General features: G+C 64.4%; 15 protein-coding genes. 8 read left to right on the top strand and 7 right to left on the bottom strand.

What is annotated here, in order from left to right; translation table 11 throughout:
* A complete protein-coding gene (gene moaA / locus C8D04_RS07725; RefSeq protein WP_116004314.1) occupies positions 1 to 1,137 on the bottom strand; it encodes a GTP 3',8-cyclase MoaA in 1,137 nt (378 codons plus the stop codon).
* 92 nt (positions 1,138 to 1,229) lie between these two features.
* Positions 1,230 to 2,000 (bottom strand): SDR family oxidoreductase, encoded by a 771-nt coding sequence (locus tag C8D04_RS07720; protein ID WP_116004313.1) that lies wholly within the window; start codon positions 1,998 to 2,000, stop codon positions 1,230 to 1,232.
* Between the two features lie 203 nt (positions 2,001 to 2,203).
* Between C8D04_RS07720 and C8D04_RS07715 the strand changes: the two genes are divergently transcribed.
* Complete coding sequence (locus C8D04_RS07715; RefSeq protein ID WP_116006087.1) at positions 2,204 to 3,025, top strand: type IV pili methyl-accepting chemotaxis transducer N-terminal domain-containing protein; 822 nt, start codon at positions 2,204 to 2,206, stop codon at positions 3,023 to 3,025.
* Positions 3,026 to 3,113: 88 nt separating this feature from the next.
* Here C8D04_RS07715 and C8D04_RS07710 read toward each other — a convergent pair whose 3' ends face one another.
* Both C8D04_RS07710 and C8D04_RS07705 read right to left on the bottom strand, forming a co-directional pair.
* Positions 3,114 to 3,677, bottom strand: a complete 564-nt coding sequence (locus C8D04_RS07710) for a DUF2889 domain-containing protein (RefSeq protein ID WP_116004312.1) — start codon at positions 3,675 to 3,677, stop codon at positions 3,114 to 3,116.
* Between the two features lie 112 nt (positions 3,678 to 3,789).
* Positions 3,790 to 5,223, bottom strand: coding sequence for an aldehyde dehydrogenase family protein (locus C8D04_RS07705; RefSeq protein ID WP_116004311.1), 1,434 nt, complete (start codon positions 5,221 to 5,223; stop codon positions 3,790 to 3,792).
* A gap of 295 nt (positions 5,224 to 5,518) precedes the next feature.
* On the opposite strand from C8D04_RS07705, the gene C8D04_RS07700 reads away from it, so the two are divergent.
* The 5 genes from C8D04_RS07700 to C8D04_RS07680 all read left to right on the top strand — a co-directional run bounded on the left by C8D04_RS07700 (position 5,519) and on the right by C8D04_RS07680 (position 10,100).
* Positions 5,519 to 6,673: a branched-chain amino acid ABC transporter substrate-binding protein gene (locus tag C8D04_RS07700; RefSeq protein ID WP_116006086.1), complete on the top strand. Its 1,155-nt coding sequence runs from the start codon at positions 5,519 to 5,521 to the stop codon at positions 6,671 to 6,673.
* A 105-nt stretch (positions 6,674 to 6,778) separates the two neighbouring features.
* On the top strand, positions 6,779 to 7,408 hold the full coding sequence (locus C8D04_RS07695) for an FMN-binding negative transcriptional regulator (protein WP_116004310.1): 630 nt from the start codon (positions 6,779 to 6,781) through the stop codon (positions 7,406 to 7,408).
* 1 nt (position 7,409) lies between these two features.
* A complete protein-coding gene (locus C8D04_RS07690; protein WP_116004309.1) occupies positions 7,410 to 7,643 on the top strand; it encodes a hypothetical protein in 234 nt (77 codons plus the stop codon).
* Between the two features lie 53 nt (positions 7,644 to 7,696).
* Complete coding sequence (tadA, locus tag C8D04_RS07685; RefSeq protein WP_116004308.1) at positions 7,697 to 9,091, top strand: tRNA adenosine(34) deaminase TadA; 1,395 nt, start codon at positions 7,697 to 7,699, stop codon at positions 9,089 to 9,091.
* Positions 9,092 to 9,128: 37 nt separating this feature from the next.
* A complete protein-coding gene (locus C8D04_RS07680; protein WP_233521139.1) occupies positions 9,129 to 10,100 on the top strand; it encodes an LD-carboxypeptidase in 972 nt (323 codons plus the stop codon).
* Between the two features lie 27 nt (positions 10,101 to 10,127).
* On the opposite strand, the gene C8D04_RS07675 is transcribed toward C8D04_RS07680, so the two are convergent.
* From C8D04_RS07675 to C8D04_RS07665, 3 genes are read right to left on the bottom strand one after another with little or no spacing between them, the layout of a single operon-like run.
* The gene (locus C8D04_RS07675; protein WP_116004306.1) at positions 10,128 to 11,153 is read right to left on the bottom strand and encodes a phosphodiesterase; all 1,026 of its coding nucleotides are present in this window, start codon (positions 11,151 to 11,153) and stop codon (positions 10,128 to 10,130) included.
* Positions 11,154 to 11,158: 5 nt separating this feature from the next.
* Entirely contained in the window at positions 11,159 to 11,812 is a 654-nt protein-coding gene (locus tag C8D04_RS07670) for a TIGR02281 family clan AA aspartic protease (protein ID WP_233521138.1), read from the bottom strand.
* Positions 11,813 to 11,838: 26 nt separating this feature from the next.
* Positions 11,839 to 12,324: a YajQ family cyclic di-GMP-binding protein gene (locus C8D04_RS07665; protein ID WP_116004305.1), complete on the bottom strand. Its 486-nt coding sequence runs from the start codon at positions 12,322 to 12,324 to the stop codon at positions 11,839 to 11,841.
* A gap of 61 nt (positions 12,325 to 12,385) precedes the next feature.
* On the opposite strand from C8D04_RS07665, the gene murB reads away from it, so the two are divergent.
* Together murB and C8D04_RS07655 are read left to right on the top strand one after the other, a co-directional pair.
* Positions 12,386 to 13,459 (top strand): UDP-N-acetylmuramate dehydrogenase, encoded by a 1,074-nt coding sequence (gene murB, locus C8D04_RS07660; protein WP_116004304.1) that lies wholly within the window; start codon positions 12,386 to 12,388, stop codon positions 13,457 to 13,459.
* 158 nt (positions 13,460 to 13,617) lie between these two features.
* Positions 13,618 to 14,283 (top strand): 7-cyano-7-deazaguanine/7-aminomethyl-7-deazaguanine transporter, encoded by a 666-nt coding sequence (locus tag C8D04_RS07655; RefSeq protein WP_116004303.1) that lies wholly within the window; start codon positions 13,618 to 13,620, stop codon positions 14,281 to 14,283.
* Positions 14,284 to 14,294: the final 11 nt, after the last annotated feature.

Here is a 14,294-nt window from a genome sequence, read left to right as displayed (position 1 = left end):
CTATCCACCGATGTAGCTCATTTCCACACGTTGTGCGCTGTGGCCTGCATCGGCAGGCAGGCTCGATCGCAGCTCAGAGTAGCGGTCGGTGCGCTGCTGCCAGATGGGCGCGATGGCCGCAGCGATGGCTTCGTCGCTGGCACCGGCACGCAGCAGGCTGCGCAGGTCGTGGCCCTGGGATGCAAAAAGGCAGAGGTAGAGTTTGCCTTCGGTGGACAGGCGGGCGCGGTTGCAGTCGCCGCAGAATGCCTTGGTGACGCTGCTGATCACGCCGACTTCGCCCTGCAAAGGGTCGTGCTGACCGTGCGCATCGGCGTAGCCCCAGCGTTCGGCCGTTTCGCCAAGTGAACTGGGGGCCAACGGCACCAGCAGCAGTGCGGTCTGCAGCCGCGCAATGACTTCGGCGGAGGGCAGCACTTCATCCATGCGCCAGCCATTGGTGGCGCCCACATCCATGTATTCAATGAAACGCAGTGTGGCGCCGCTGCCGCGAAAATGCTGCGCCATGGGCAGAATTTCGTGGTCGTTGGTGCCGCGCTTGACCACCATGTTGACCTTGATGTGCGCGAGGCCGACGGCTTGTGCGGCCTCGATGCCCGCCAACACCTCGGCCACTGGAAAGTTCACATCGTTCATGCGTCTGAACACCGCATCGTCCAGGCTGTCCAGGCTGACGGTGACCCGCTGCAGCCCGGCATCCTTGAGCGCACGCGCCTTGCGTGCCAGCAGCGAGCCATTGGTGGTCAGCGTCAGGTCGGGGGCTTGGCCGTCCACAGTGCGCAGCTCGGCCAGTTGTGCCACCAGCGCCTCCACGTTGCGCCGCAGCAGGGGTTCGCCGCCGGTGAGCCGGATCTTGCGCACGCCATGTGCCAGAAAAAGCCGTGCAAGGCGGGTGATTTCCTCAAAGCTCAGGAGCGCGCTGTGGGGCAGAAAGGCATGCTCCTTGTTGAACACATCCTTGGGCATGCAGTAGCTGCAGCGGAAGTTGCAACGGTCCGTGATACTGATGCGCAGATCGCGCAGTGGGCGGCCCAATGTGTCCGTCAGCAGGCCCGCAGGGGCGGTGGGCTGCTCGGGCACGACGGGCACCAGCCCTGCAATGCGGTAATCGACCAGCGGAATGACACGTTCAGACATGGGGCAATTCTGCCCCACTTGCGCACCAGGGGTCTGTTGGGCAGTGGCCACCCTTGCGCCATGTCAAGCCTTACAGGGGCAGGCTCATGTTGTCAGACGCAACGGGCTCCGTCCACCTCGATGCAGATGCCGCTGATGAAAGCGGCTTCGTCGCTGGCCAGGTAGAGCGCGGCATTGGCCACGTCCAGTGCCGTGGAAAACCGCCCCAGCGGAATGCTGGCAAGAAATTGGGCCCGCCGTACATCGTTCACCGGGCCTCCGGCAAACTCGGCAGACAGGCCCGTATCGGGGTTGAACACCGGGTTGATGCAGTTGACGCGGATGTTGTCAGGCCCGAGTTCGGCCGCCATCGACTTGCTGGTGGTAATGACGGCGCCCTTGGAGCCGTTGTACCAGGTCAGCCCCGGCCGGGGGCGCAACCCAGCGGTGGAGGCAATGTTGATGAAGCTGCCGGTGCTGCCGCCCGGGTTGGCGCGCATGGCGGGCACGGCGTGGATAGCCGTGAGGTAGATGCTTTTGACGTTGATGGCATAGACCTTGTCGAATTCTTCCTCGCTCACCTCCAGAAGGGAGCGATTGCGGTGTGTCCAGCCCGCGTTGTTGACCACCACATCGAGGCGCCCATAGTGGCTCAGAGCTGTTTGCACCATGGTTTGGACCTGGTTTGACTGCGTCACATCCGCCTGGAAGAACGTGGCGATGCCACCTGCCGCCACGATGCTGTCTGCCACGCGCTGGCCGTTGGCTGCATGGATGTCGTTGATGACTACCTTTGCGCCCTCGGCCGCCAGCCGCCGGGCAATGCCTTCACCGATGCCATTGCCGGCGCCGGTGACGATGATGGATTGACCTTGGAGGCGCATCACGGGTATCTCCTGAAACGGGGGAGACGCCATTGTGCTGCCTTCGCACGCCTTGGTGGGCCTGGATTGCGGTCGGCAGTGGCTGTGCATTGCTGGATTTTCCGTGGCAAGGCTGTTTGCGATCGTGCTCCTTGATTTGAATCATGGTGCTCACACCTGGTTGCAATCAGAATGCGATCCAAAATTACCGGCACTGCCAATCCATGAAAACCCTTGTTTTTCGACCGGACTCCCTGAACAACCGCCGCGCTACGCTTCAGTCCCTCGCGGCGGTGTTGCTGATGCCTGTGCTGTCTACGGCCCATGCGCAGCTGGCGGTGTCCACGGCCATTAACCGCACAGCCCGTTTTCGTGCGTTGTCGCAGCGCATTGCCAAGACTTATTGCCAGATACACCTCCATACCCTGCCAGACCAAGCGCGCCTTGCCCTGACGGCGACACGGCAGCTGGTGCGCTCGGGTTTTGAGGACCTGGCCAAGGTGCAGTGGCCCGCAGAATTGGCGCGGCATGTGACTGAAATCCAGAAGCAGTCCGATGTGCTGGACACCTTGCTGGTGATGCCGCCCACGCGCGAATCCGTTGCAGCGGTGGCGGTGCAGTCTGATCGGATGATGGCGGCATCGCAGGCAGCGACCGAGGCGTTTGAGAAGTTTGCCAAGGCCAGCACAGCGCGGCTGGTGAACACCGCAGGCCGCCAGCGTGCGCTGTCCCAGCGCCTGGCCAAAAACTATTTTTTGCTGGCCGCCAAGCTCGAAGGCAAGGGTACCTTGGATGAAATGAAGGCCGATGCCGCCGAGTTCCGGCTGGCCATGGCCAATTTGGCTGCCGCACCGATCTCCACCCCTGCCATTCGCAACGAACTGGCCCTGGGTGATTCGCAGTGGCTGTTTTTCGATGCAGCCCTGCAGCGCAAACCCGACGAGCGTGCGCTGGAGACGGTGGGCACCACCAGCGAGCGCCTGCTGGAAGTAACCGACCGCCTGACCGGCCTGTACGACGCGGCACTCAAAGAAGTGCTGGGCTGATTTTCCCGGCCCCGTCTGCCGGGCCCTGCCTGCGCAACGCAGGCCCTTTGGGGTCACACGGCACACTTACCGCCATTCCACCGCGCGTTCAGTCGTCGTGTGCGCCAGCGCCCGGCTGGCCGCGGTAGAACTTCGGGTAATAGAGTCGCACCCCGTTCCCCTCCAAATCCCAGCCCGTGCACTGGCCCAGGTGGCGTGGCGGCTCGTCCGCGTCGGCCGGCGTGAAGGCGGCGGGCAACGTCTGGAAGGCGGCGGTGGCCAGGTTGAACAGCAGTTCGCGCAGATGGGTGCAGCTGACCACGCCACCCAGGTGGTGCTGGATGGCATGGCGCCAACCACGTGCCATGCTGTGGCCCACCATGGCCTGCAGTGCGGGCTCGGCCTGGGGGCAGTCTCTCAAAGGGTAGGTGTCCATGGCCACCTCGATGGCTTGCACGACCAGTTCACGGTTCACGGTCACGCGCAGCCACATGTGGTGGATGGGCTCGCCAGCGAGGTGTATGCCCTGATTGCGAAAAGAGGGCGTGTCCTGCATCTTGCTGTCATGCAGCTCGCCTTCGATGTCCCACAGACCGTCGTCGCGTTCGTAGCCGTAATAGTGGACGCGGCGGTGGTGCCGTGGCACGCGAAGGGCGGGGGGGCTCAGGGGCATGGATTCTTGTTCCAGGTTTGTCGATTGATCTGGTGCCGCCGCGCGGGGGCGGCCGCGCCATGGAGAGCGTGGGGCGGATGGGTCTGCGGCGGCCAAGCCGCGCTGCCCTTGGTCAGCCGTGGTGGAATGCCACGGTTTTGAGCGTGGTGAAACCGTACAGTGCCTCGAAGCCTTTTTCGCGGCCGTAGCCGGACGACTTCACGCCGCCAAACGGCAGCTCGACGCCGCCGCCCGCACCGTAGTTGTTGATGAACACCTGACCGCTGCGGATGCGCCGCGCCATGCGGAACTGGCGTGCGCCGTCGCGCGTCCACACGCCGGCCACCAGGCCAAAGCGCGTGGCGTTGGCCAGTTCTACTGCGTGGTCCTCGTCTTCGAACGGCATGGCACACAGTACCGGGCCAAAAATTTCTTCCTGGGCCAGGCGGTGGTCGATGGGCACGTCGCGCAGCAAGGTAGGGGCCTGGTAGAAGCCGCTCTCGGGAGCCTCGTCCACGATCTGACCTTGGGCCACCATCGGGATGCCGGCCACCTGAGCGTCTGAGAGAAAGTCCCACACGCGCTGCTGCTGGCTGGCGCGTATCAAGGGCCCCACATCCAGATCCATGGCGGCGGGCCCCACACGCAACTGCGCAAAAGCCTGGCCCAGCCGTTCGAGCAGGGGTTCGTAGAGCGGTGCGTGGATGAGCACGCGCGAACCCGCGCTGCAGGTCTGGCCTGCGTTTTGCACGATGGCGTTGACCAGCACGGGCAGGGCGGCATCCAGGTCGGCATCGGCAAACAGGATTTGCGGGCTTTTACCGCCCAGCTCCAGCGTGACGGGGCAGTGCCGTTCGGCGGCGGCCTGCTGGATCAGCGTGCCTACGCCGGGGCTGCCCGTAAAACTGATGTGGTCTATGCCCGGGTGGCGTGCCAGTGCGTCGCCCACCTCGTGCCCGTAGCCTGTGACGATGTTGATGGCGCCCGCCGGAAAGCCTGCCTCGGCCGCCAGCTGGGCCACGCGTAGCAGGCTCAGGCAAGCGTCCTCGGAAGGTTTGACCACACACACGTTGCCTGCCGCCAGTGCGCCGCCCACGCTGCGGCCAAAAATCTGCATCGGGTAGTTCCAGGGAATGATATGGCCCGTCACGCCGTGCGGCTCGCGCCAGGTCAGCACGCTGTAGCCCGGCTGGCCGGGAATGGTCTCGCCGTGCAGTTTGTCGCAAGCCCCGGCATAGAACTCGAAGTAGCGTGCCAACGCCTGCACGTCGGCGCGGGCTTGGTGCGTAGGCTTGCCGCAGTCGCACTGCTCCAGCGCCGCCAGTTCGTCGGCATGCTCCTGCACCGTGGCGGACAGGCGCATCAACAGCCGCCCGCGCTCGGCGGCGGCCAACTTGTGCCACACGGCATCCAGGCACTGGCGTGCTGCGTGGACGGCATGGTCGATGTCCTGCGCATTGCTGCGCTGCAAGGCGTCGAAAGGCTGACCATCGGAAGGGTCGATCACCGCCAGCGTGCGGCCACTGGTGGACACGAGGGCGGTGTTGGCAATGAAATTGAACTGCATGGGCGCATTGTGCGGCAAATGGTTTGGCTTGGGAATCCAGAGCTAAATCAGCTTTTGGCGCTTTATGGGTAAGCGCTAGTAGCTATTAAAAATGCAGCAACATGGCTTTGTGTGTGAACAGGTTTCGCGGGCTGTATTAGCGGTGTTAATGCATGGCCTGCGCTGTTGGCACAAAACCCTGCGCCCGAGTTTGGTAGGTGTTGTTCGTTACGATCCAAGGGTTTTTACCCATGCGCGCTGTGGTGCCCGGTTGCGGTTTCCACAGCATGGTTTTCCCCCCACTGGAGTGATGTTGATGTCCCTGCGTTCCACCCGTATTCGCTTTTCTCTGCAACTGACGGCCGCTGCCGCTCTGGCTGCTGCTTGTGGCCTGGCGGCTGCGCAGGATGTCAAGGTGGTCAAGCTGGGCCATGCCGGTCCCGTATCGGGTGGTATTGCCCACATTGGCAAGGACACCGAAAACGGCGTGCGCCTGGCCGTGGATGACCTCAATGCCCAGGGCCTGGTGATTGGCGGCAAGAAGATCAAGTTCGAGCTGGTGGCCGAAGACGACGCGGGCGATCCGCGCCAGGCCACCGCCGTGGCGCAGAAGCTGTGCGACCAGAAGATCGCAGGCCTGGTGGGGCACCTGCAGTCGGGAACCTCGATTCCGGCCGCCTCGGTCTATTCGCGCTGCGGCCTGCCCAACATCACGGCGTCGGCCTCCAACCCCGATCTGACCAAGCCTGGCTACAAGACCACCTTTCGCCTGATTGCCAACGACAACGCACTGGGCGCGGATCTGGCCGTGTTTGCCTCCGACACCCTCAAGCTCAAGAAAGTGGCCGTCATTGACGACCGCACGGCCTACGGGCAGGGCGTGGCATCGGTGTTCAAGGCCACTGCGCTGCAAAAGGGCATGGCGGTCGTGGCCGAGGAGTTCACCAACGATAAGGCCACGGATTTCATGGCCATCCTCACCAAGATCAAGAGCACCAAGCCCGATGCCGTCTTCTACGGTGGCCTGGACGCGCAGGCCGGCCCCATGCTGCGCCAGATGGTGCAGCTGGGTCTGGGTGACGTGAAGTTTTTTGGAGGCGACGCGCTGTGCACCGAAAAACTGCCGGAACTGGCGGGCAAGTCCCCCATCCTCCAGAACGTGACCTGCGCCACGGGCGGTGCCTCGGTCGCCAAAATGCAGGGCGGCGCCGAATGGAAGAAGCGTTACGACGCCAAGTTCCCGGGCCAGTTCCAGATCTACAGCCCCTACGCTTACGACGCCGCCATGGTGCTGGCGGACGCCATGAAGCGCGCCGACTCGGTGGACCCCCAGGTGTATGGGCCGTTCATCAGCAAGACGCAGTACAAGGGCGTGACCGCCAACATCGCCTTTACTGCCAAGGGTGAGCTGACCACGCCCGCCGTCACGCTCTACACCTACAAGGACAACGCCCGCGTGACGCGGAACTGACCCTGGGGCGCTCTGCCAACGGCCGCACCGCACCGCAGCGTGACTGCGTGCGGCCGTTTTGCCGATACAGTGGCGGGCTACGAAGCTGTTTGCGAGCCACGCGCCATGTACCTTCCCGCACATTTCGAGAGCCACGACCCCGCGCATGCCCACGCCCTCATGCGCGCGCATCCGCTGGCCAGCCTGGTGTCCACCGACGAAGAAGGCTTCCCGTTTGTCAGCCATCTGCCGCTGCACCTGCAAGAGCGCAGCGATGGTCTGGTCCTGCTGGGCCATTGCGCGCGTGGCAACCCGCATTGGCGCTACCTGCAGTTGCGCCCGCAGGCCTTGGTCACTTTTCTGGGCCCGCAGGCTTATTTGTCGCCGTCCGTCTACCCCGACCTTGCGCGTGTGCCATCCTGGAACTACCTGGCCGTGCACTGCCGCGTGCAGGCCACATTGGTCGAGGAGCCCGACGCCAAGGATGCGCTGCTCAAGGCGCTGATCGGTGACCATGAACCCGCCTATGCCGCACAGTGGCGTGCCCTGGGCGAGGACTTTGCCCGCAAGATGCTGGCCGGTATCGTGGCGTTCGAGCTGCGCGTGACCGACCTGCAGTGCAAACTCAAGCTCAACCAGCACCGCAAGGAATCCCATGCTGCCCTGCACGCCGCGTATCGCAGTGGCGGGCCGGACGCGCAGGCCCTGGCGCGGTGGATGGAAGCCCTGGGCATGGTGCCCGCACAGGAGGTGTGACATGCGCATGGCTTTTGGAATCGTATCTTTGTTGGTGGCACTGGCGGTTGTCGGTATGGTGATCAAGAAGCAGCTGGCCGCCACGCGCACCGCCATCCCCGTGCTGCAGCCCGCCACCGCAGCGTCGGAGCCTGCGAACGTGCGCCAGCAAAGCCAGCAGGTGCAAGACCAATACCGCAAGGCGCTCGAAGGCGCCCTGCAGCAGGCACGGCCCATGCCTGAAGATGGTGAATAAAAAGTGCCTCTAACGATTTATAGGTAAGCGCTATTAGCTATCTAATTAATAGCATGAAAAACAGTGAAACCGATGCATACTGGATGCGCCAGGCCCTGGCGCAGGCCCAGGCCGCCGGGCAGGCGGGCGAGGTGCCTGTGGGAGCTGTGGTGGTGCGCGGTGGCGAAGTCATCGCCACCGGCCGCAATGCCCCGGTGCAAGGGCATGACCCCACGGCGCACGCCGAAATCGTGGCCCTGCGCGCCGCAGCGCAGCGCCTGGGCAACTACCGGCTTGAGGGCTGCACGCTTTACGTCACCCTGGAGCCTTGCGCCATGTGCAGTGGCGCCATGCTGCATGCGCGTGTGCCGCGCGTGGTCTTTGGCGCGCAGGATCCCAAAACGGGTGCCGCAGGCTCGGTGGTGGACCTGTTCGCCTCCCCGCAGCTCAACCACCAAACGCAGGTGCAGGGCGGGGTGCTGGCCGATGAATGCGCAGCGCTGCTGGCGGCGTTCTTTCGGGAACGGCGCAGCCAGCAGCGCGCTGCAGCACAGGCCGCTCACCCGCTGCGCGACGATGCGCTGCGCACGCCCGATGCGTGCTTTGCCCATCTGCCGGGCTACCCCTGGCCCCCGCACTATGTGAGCGACCTGCCCGCGCTGGCAGGCCTGCGGCTGCACTACCTGGACGAAGGCCCGCAGGACGCGCCCATCACTTGGTTGTGCCTGCACGGCAACCCGGCCTGGAGCTACCTGTACCGGCGCATGCTGCCCGTGTTTACGGCGGCGGGCCACCGCGTGGTGGCGCCCGACCTGATGGGCTTTGGCCGCAGCGACAAACCCAAGAAGACCTCGTTCCACACCTTCGACGGGCACCGCCAGGTGCTGCTGGAACTGGTGGAGCGGCTTGACCTGCAACGGGTGGTGCTGGTGGTGCAGGACTGGGGCGGCATTCTGGGCCTGACGCTGCCCATGGCCATGCCCGAGCGCTTTGCTGGGCTGCTGGCCATGAACACCCTGCTGGCCACGGGCGACGCACCGCTGTCGCAGGGGTTTCTGGACTGGCGCCAGATGTGCGCCGACAAGCCGCTGTTTGGCGTGGGGCGCTTGCTGGGGCGGGGCAATCCGCACCTGGGGGCCGATGAATGCGCCGCCTACGATGCGCCGTTTCCCGATGCAGGCCACCGCGCCGCGTTGCGCGCCTTTCCGGCCATGGTGCCCGACCAACCCCAGGCGCCGGGCGCGGCGCTGTCGCGGGCCGCGCGTGATTTTTGGCGCACGGACTGGGCGGGGCGCAGCCTGCTGTTTGTGGGTGCACAAGACCCGGTGCTGGGCCCGCCTGTGATGGCGCAGTTGCAGCAAACGGTGCGTGGCTGCCCGCCGCCGGTGGTGCTGCCGCAGGCGGGCCACTTCGTGCAGGAGCATGGTGAGGCGATTGCGCGGCAGGCTGTGGAATACTTCCGGTTTTGAGCTTTCACGGAGCGGGTCGCCTGGCGGCCCGGGCGCCTTGCCTTCTGACCACGACACCTGCCACTGCGGCCACGACCATGGCCCCCGGCACATCTATATTTATTCGCCGTCGAGCGCGGTGCGCGACAAGGCGGCTTTTCGCCGGGGCGTCAAGCGCCTGCAGGCCCTGGGTCATGAGGTCGAGATAGACCCCGACGCCTTGGCCACGCACACCCGTTTTGCTGGCGACGACGCAACCCGCCTGGCGGCCATCCACCGCGCGGCAGCGAGCGGCGCTGATGTGGCGTTGATCTCGCGTGGCGGCTACGGCCTGACCCGCATCCTGCCCGGTATCGACTACGCCGCTGTGGCCCGCGCCATCGACAGTGGCATGCACTTTGTGGGCATCAGCGACTTCACGGCCTTCCAGTGCGCTGTGATGGCGCAGACCGGGGCCATCACCTGGGCCGGGCCTTCGCTGGGCGCTGATTTTGGCGTGCAGGGCACCCCGGACGACATCATGGAGGCCTGCTTTGACGACCTGCTCATGGGCCATGGTGAAGGTGCGGGCTGGCGCATGCCCAAAGACCGGCGTGCGGCCATGGCCGGTGCTGCGGAATTAGAGCTGGACATCACCGAGGCGCGCCTGTGGGGCGGCAACCTGGCGGTGTTGACCTCGCTGGTGGGCACACCCTATCTGCCGCAGGTGCCGGGCGGCATTCTGTTTGTCGAGGATGTGAACGAGCATCCCTACCGCATCGAGCGCATGCTGACGCAGTTGCTGCACGCTGGCGTGCTGGCCCAGCAGAAGGCGGTGCTCCTCGGGCAGTTCACCAACTACAAGCTGGCGCCGCACGACAAGGGCTACAAGCTGCAGACCGTGGTGGACTGGCTGCGCAGCCAGATCAGCATTCCGGTACTCACCCATCTGCCCTATGGCCATGTGGACACCAAGGTGCTGCTGCCCGTCGGCGCGCAGGTCGATCTGTCGGTGAGCGGGCGTGACGCCTTGATTTACTGGGGGCATTGACCCCCTGCACCACAGCCCGTTGTCGGGCTACAAAGGCATGGGCTGCGTGGGCTGGTTGGCCGAGCCTGTCCAGGGCGTGATGTACTGGGCCGTGTACTGGCCCAAGCGCATCATGGTGCGGTGGTTGAGCTCTACCGTGACGGCAGTGCGGGCCAGGGCCGACTGGATGCGCGGCTTGCCATGGGCCGTCTGGTGCAGTCGTGCTTCACTCAGGGGGTGGTTCTGGCCGTCGATCAGGCTGGCCACCAGTGGCAGGTTGGGCTTGTCGCTGCGGCGCAGAACGACGGCAATGTCGTTGTTGTCCAGCCGCACAAAAGTGCCTGGTGGGCACAAGCCCACGGTGCGTACCAGCATCAGGCCGACTTCATCGCGCTCCTCAATTTCTTGGCCCACCAGTGCGCGCACCGAGTCCGTGGCGCTGCGTCCCGGGCGGGATTTGCGCGGGCTGATCATGGCTGCATAGCGGTCAATGGTGCCCAGAATGCGTGTGAGCCTGTCCACCGCGTCCAGTTGGAACAAGGGCGTTGTCTCGGATACGCGGGTATGGTGCTGGCCGACCAGGTCCAGCCACAGATCGTTGGTGATGTGCAGCTGCGCCAGCATGTCCTGGCCCTTGAGGGGGTGGATATGGATGGCGTCTTTTTGCGTTGCGCTCGGCAGTTCGCGCTGGCCTGCCAGTTCGTCCTGCAGCGCTGTCATGCCGATGTTCATGGTGAGCGCGGCGCGCACCAGGGCATTGCGCTCGTTTCCAGGCAGACAGAATTCGCGCGCCATGATGTGGCACAGCGTGCCGCACACCAATGCATGCGAGGTGCTGTAACCCACCGTGGAGGTTGCTGCCAACTGGAACATCAGGTACAGCGATGCGTCGATGTCGTGCGCAACCAGGTCCTGCAGCCACTGGTCGAACTGGCGGATCTTGCCCGCGAAATCCTGCGCATGGAGGGGGCGCGACAGCAACACGGACAACCCGGACTCCAGGTCGCCCCAGAGGCCCAGCAGGTCCTCGTATTCTTCGTCGTTCCCGGTACGGGCCAATGGCGCAGCGAGCATGGCGTTCAGCGACGCTTTTCCAGAACCATCTGGTCGTTGGTGCGGGTCATCTGGAATTCACCCAGAAAGCTGTTGCCCAACAACACATAAGGCATGGCCTGGGGTGTGACGATGGCATCCACGCTTTGCACCTCCACCTCGCCAATGCGCACCGAGTCCAGCCGCATGCGCCAGCCTTGTGCCACGCCGTTGGCAGTGCTCATTTGCACGGCCTGGCCCTTCTTGTAGTCCAGGCCCATGCGGTCGGCGTCGGGGCGGCCAATGGCGACCGTGGTGGCACCGGTGTCCACCATGAACTGCATGACTTTGCCGTTGATGAGCCCCTGGTTGACAAAATGTCCCCGGCTGTCGCTCATCAGCACCACCTTGCGCCCTGTGCCGGTGCGGGCACCGATGCTGACCGGGGCTTCTCCCAGGCGCACGGTGCTGCGCGCGCCCTTGATTTCAATCATGGCTTCATCGCGGCCCACGGAAACCACCTTGACGCCCTGGTGGGTTTCTCCGGCGGCCACGCCCCGGGGCGGCGAGCCATCGACCACCAACAGCGCCTTGCTTCCCAGAATGCCGGCCAGCGACACGGCCTGCGCCCAGGCTGCACCAGGCGCCAGCAAGGCCATTGCCAGCACACTGGCCACGAGGGGGGGGCAGTGGGGCCGCATAGAGGACTCCGGGCAGCGACGGGCGGTCAGTCGCGGAAATTGTTGAACGACAGCGGCATGTCGGTGATGTCCTTGCGGATCAGCGCCATCGCGGCCTGCAGGTCGTCGCGCTTGGCGCCGGTGATGCGCACCTTCTCGTCCTGAATGGCGGCCTGCACCTTGAGCTTGCTGTCCTTGATGAGGCGCTGCAGCTTCTTGGCCAACTCGCTGTCGATGCCATTGCGTACCTTGATCACCTGCTTGACCTTGTCGCCACCGATTTTTTGCGGCTTGCCGATGTCGAGAAAGCGCACGTCCACGTTGCGCTTGGTCAGTTTGTTGCGCAGCAGATCTTCCACTTGGGTGAGCTGGAACTCGGCGTCGCCGAAGAGGGTGATTTCCTTGTCCTTGAGTTCCACGGCGGCAGATGTGCCTTTGAAGTCAAAGCGCGTGCCAATTTCCTTGGCCGCGTTCTCCACGGCATTTTTCACCTCGACAAAGTCGGCTTCACAAACGGTATCAAAAGTAGGCATGGCAGGTCTTTCTCCAATCAGCGCGTCGCGTGGCAAAGGGCCCGGTGCGACAATCCTGGCAATGTTAGTCGAGAAAAACGTGTCCCTGCAGCCCTACAACACCTTTGGCATCGTCGCGCGTGCCGAAACCCTGGTGCGGGTGCGCTCTGTCGAAGATATTGCCGCCCTGCGGGCCGACCCGGTCCTGGGCCAGGCGCCGGTATTCGTGCTGGGCGGCGGAAGCAATATTGTGCTCACCGGGGACGTCAAGCCCGTGGTGCTGAAGATCGAGATCATGGGCCGCAGGCTGGTGCGCGAGACCCCTGGTGCCTGGATCGTCGAAGTGGGTGCAGGCGAACCTTGGCACGACACGGTGGCCTGGACCGTGGCGCAGGGTTGGCCCGGCCTGGAAAACCTGGCGTTGATCCCCGGCACGGTGGGCGCGGCGCCGGTGCAGAACATAGGCGCCTACGGCATTGAGCTGCAGGACCGGTTTGATGCGCTGGATGCCATCGACCTGGCCACGGGCGAAGCCTTCACGCTCGACGCGGCGCAATGCGGCTTTGGTTACCGTGATTCCGTCTTCAAGCATGCACCCTCTGCCGTTGACGGTGCGGGCAGCCTGCCGCGTGGCATGGGCTTGGCAGGGCGCGCGGTTATCACCCAGGTGCGCTTTCGCCTGCCCAAGGTGTGGCGCCCCGAGCTGGGCTACCTGGAGCTGGAACGCCGTGCGCAGGAGGCCGGCGCGGCCCAGCCCACAGCGCAGCAAATTTTTGACTGGGTGTGCGACATCCGCCGCGCCAAGCTGCCCGACCCGGCCGTCATCGGCAATGCCGGCAGCTTCTTCAAGAACCCCACTGTCACGCCCGAGCAGTGCCAGGACATCATCGCCCGTGACCCCAAAATCGTGCACTACGCGCTACCCGACGGCCGCATCAAGCTGGCGGCCGGCTGGCTCATCGACGCCTGCGGCTGGAAGGGCAAGACCGTGGGCAAAGCGGCCGTCTACGAAAAGCAGGCGCTGGTGCTGGTCAACCGCGGCCACGGTGCCGACAGCGTGACCGGCGGAGAGGTTATGACGCTGGCCAAGGCCATACAAACCAGTGTGTACGAACGGTTTGGCATCCGGCTGGAGCCCGAGCCCGTCGTGGTGTAGCTTCAAAATTAATAGCTGTTTGCGCTTTGTGCATAAGCGCTGGAGTCTGAAAATACCTGAATTCTTGCCGTAGGACCATTGCGGTGGCCTGCTTATAATCGCTCCTGCCATTTCATTCCAATGGGTTCCCTCGCCCCCATTCACAAAAAAGGACTTTCATGACCCTCGTTCAGGCGCGGCCATCCCGCGTGCCGCTCTATCTTTCCCTCCTGGTGGCGCTGCATATCGCCATCGTCATTGCCAGCAATTACCTGGTGCAGTTGCCCATCACGTTGCTGGGCTTTCACAGCACCTGGGGGGCGTTCAGTTTTCCGTTCATTTTTCTGGCAACCGACCTCACGGTTCGGCTGATTGGCAAGGCGCCGGCGCGGCGCGTGGTCGCGCGTGCCATGGTGCCCGCGCTGGTGGCCTCGTACATCGTGGGCGTGCTGTTCCGCGACGGGCATTTCAATGGCTTTGATGCCCTGGGGGGCTTCAATACCTTTGTGTTCCGCATTGCCCTGGCCAGCTTTGCGGCCTATGTGCTGGGGCAGTTGCTTGACATCCAGGTGTTCGATCGCATCCGACAGAAAAACCGCGCCTGGTGGCTGGCGCCAGCGGCCGCCTCCGTCTTTGGCCAGGCGCTGGATACGGCCGCCTTTTTCGCGATTGCTTTCTGGCGCAGCCAGGATGCGTTCATGGCCGCGCATTGGGTTGAAATCGCCTGGGTGGACTACGCCATTAAGCTCGGTGTGAGCCTGCTGCTGTTTGTGCCCGCCTACGGCGCGTTGCTTGCGGCCATCGTGCGTGCCGTGGGGCGCCCCCCGCAGCCTACGGTGGCCTGATGCGCTTGTCG

This window comes from Simplicispira sp. 125 (assembly GCF_003096555.1).
Classification (GTDB): domain Bacteria; phylum Pseudomonadota; class Gammaproteobacteria; order Burkholderiales; family Burkholderiaceae_C; genus Simplicispira.
Note: the sequence above shows the minus strand (reverse complement) of the source record. Positions and strands in the feature narration are given on the sequence as shown.

Coding starts and splice junctions, on each gene's coding strand:
- C8D04_RS07720 (WP_116004313.1), bottom strand. CDS start 2,000: ATGCGCCTCCAAGGTCAATCCATCATCGTCACCGGCGCCGGCAATGGC.
- murB (WP_116004304.1), top strand. CDS start 12,386: ATGTTAGTCGAGAAAAACGTGTCCCTGCAGCCCTACAACACCTTTGGC.
- C8D04_RS07675 (WP_116004306.1), bottom strand. CDS start 11,153: ATGCTCGCTGCGCCATTGGCCCGTACCGGGAACGACGAAGAATACGAG.
- C8D04_RS07655 (WP_116004303.1), top strand. CDS start 13,618: ATGACCCTCGTTCAGGCGCGGCCATCCCGCGTGCCGCTCTATCTTTCC.
- C8D04_RS07665 (WP_116004305.1), bottom strand. CDS start 12,324: ATGCCTACTTTTGATACCGTTTGTGAAGCCGACTTTGTCGAGGTGAAA.
- C8D04_RS07705 (WP_116004311.1), bottom strand. CDS start 5,223: ATGCAGTTCAATTTCATTGCCAACACCGCCCTCGTGTCCACCAGTGGC.
- moaA (WP_116004314.1), bottom strand. CDS start 1,137: ATGTCTGAACGTGTCATTCCGCTGGTCGATTACCGCATTGCAGGGCTG.
- C8D04_RS07700 (WP_116006086.1), top strand. CDS start 5,519: ATGTCCCTGCGTTCCACCCGTATTCGCTTTTCTCTGCAACTGACGGCC.
- C8D04_RS07690 (WP_116004309.1), top strand. CDS start 7,410: ATGCGCATGGCTTTTGGAATCGTATCTTTGTTGGTGGCACTGGCGGTT.
- C8D04_RS07710 (WP_116004312.1), bottom strand. CDS start 3,677: ATGCCCCTGAGCCCCCCCGCCCTTCGCGTGCCACGGCACCACCGCCGC.
- C8D04_RS07695 (WP_116004310.1), top strand. CDS start 6,779: ATGTACCTTCCCGCACATTTCGAGAGCCACGACCCCGCGCATGCCCAC.
- tadA (WP_116004308.1), top strand. CDS start 7,697: ATGAAAAACAGTGAAACCGATGCATACTGGATGCGCCAGGCCCTGGCG.
- C8D04_RS07715 (WP_116006087.1), top strand. CDS start 2,204: ATGAAAACCCTTGTTTTTCGACCGGACTCCCTGAACAACCGCCGCGCT.
- C8D04_RS07670 (WP_233521138.1), bottom strand. CDS start 11,812: ATGCGGCCCCACTGCCCCCCCCTCGTGGCCAGTGTGCTGGCAATGGCC.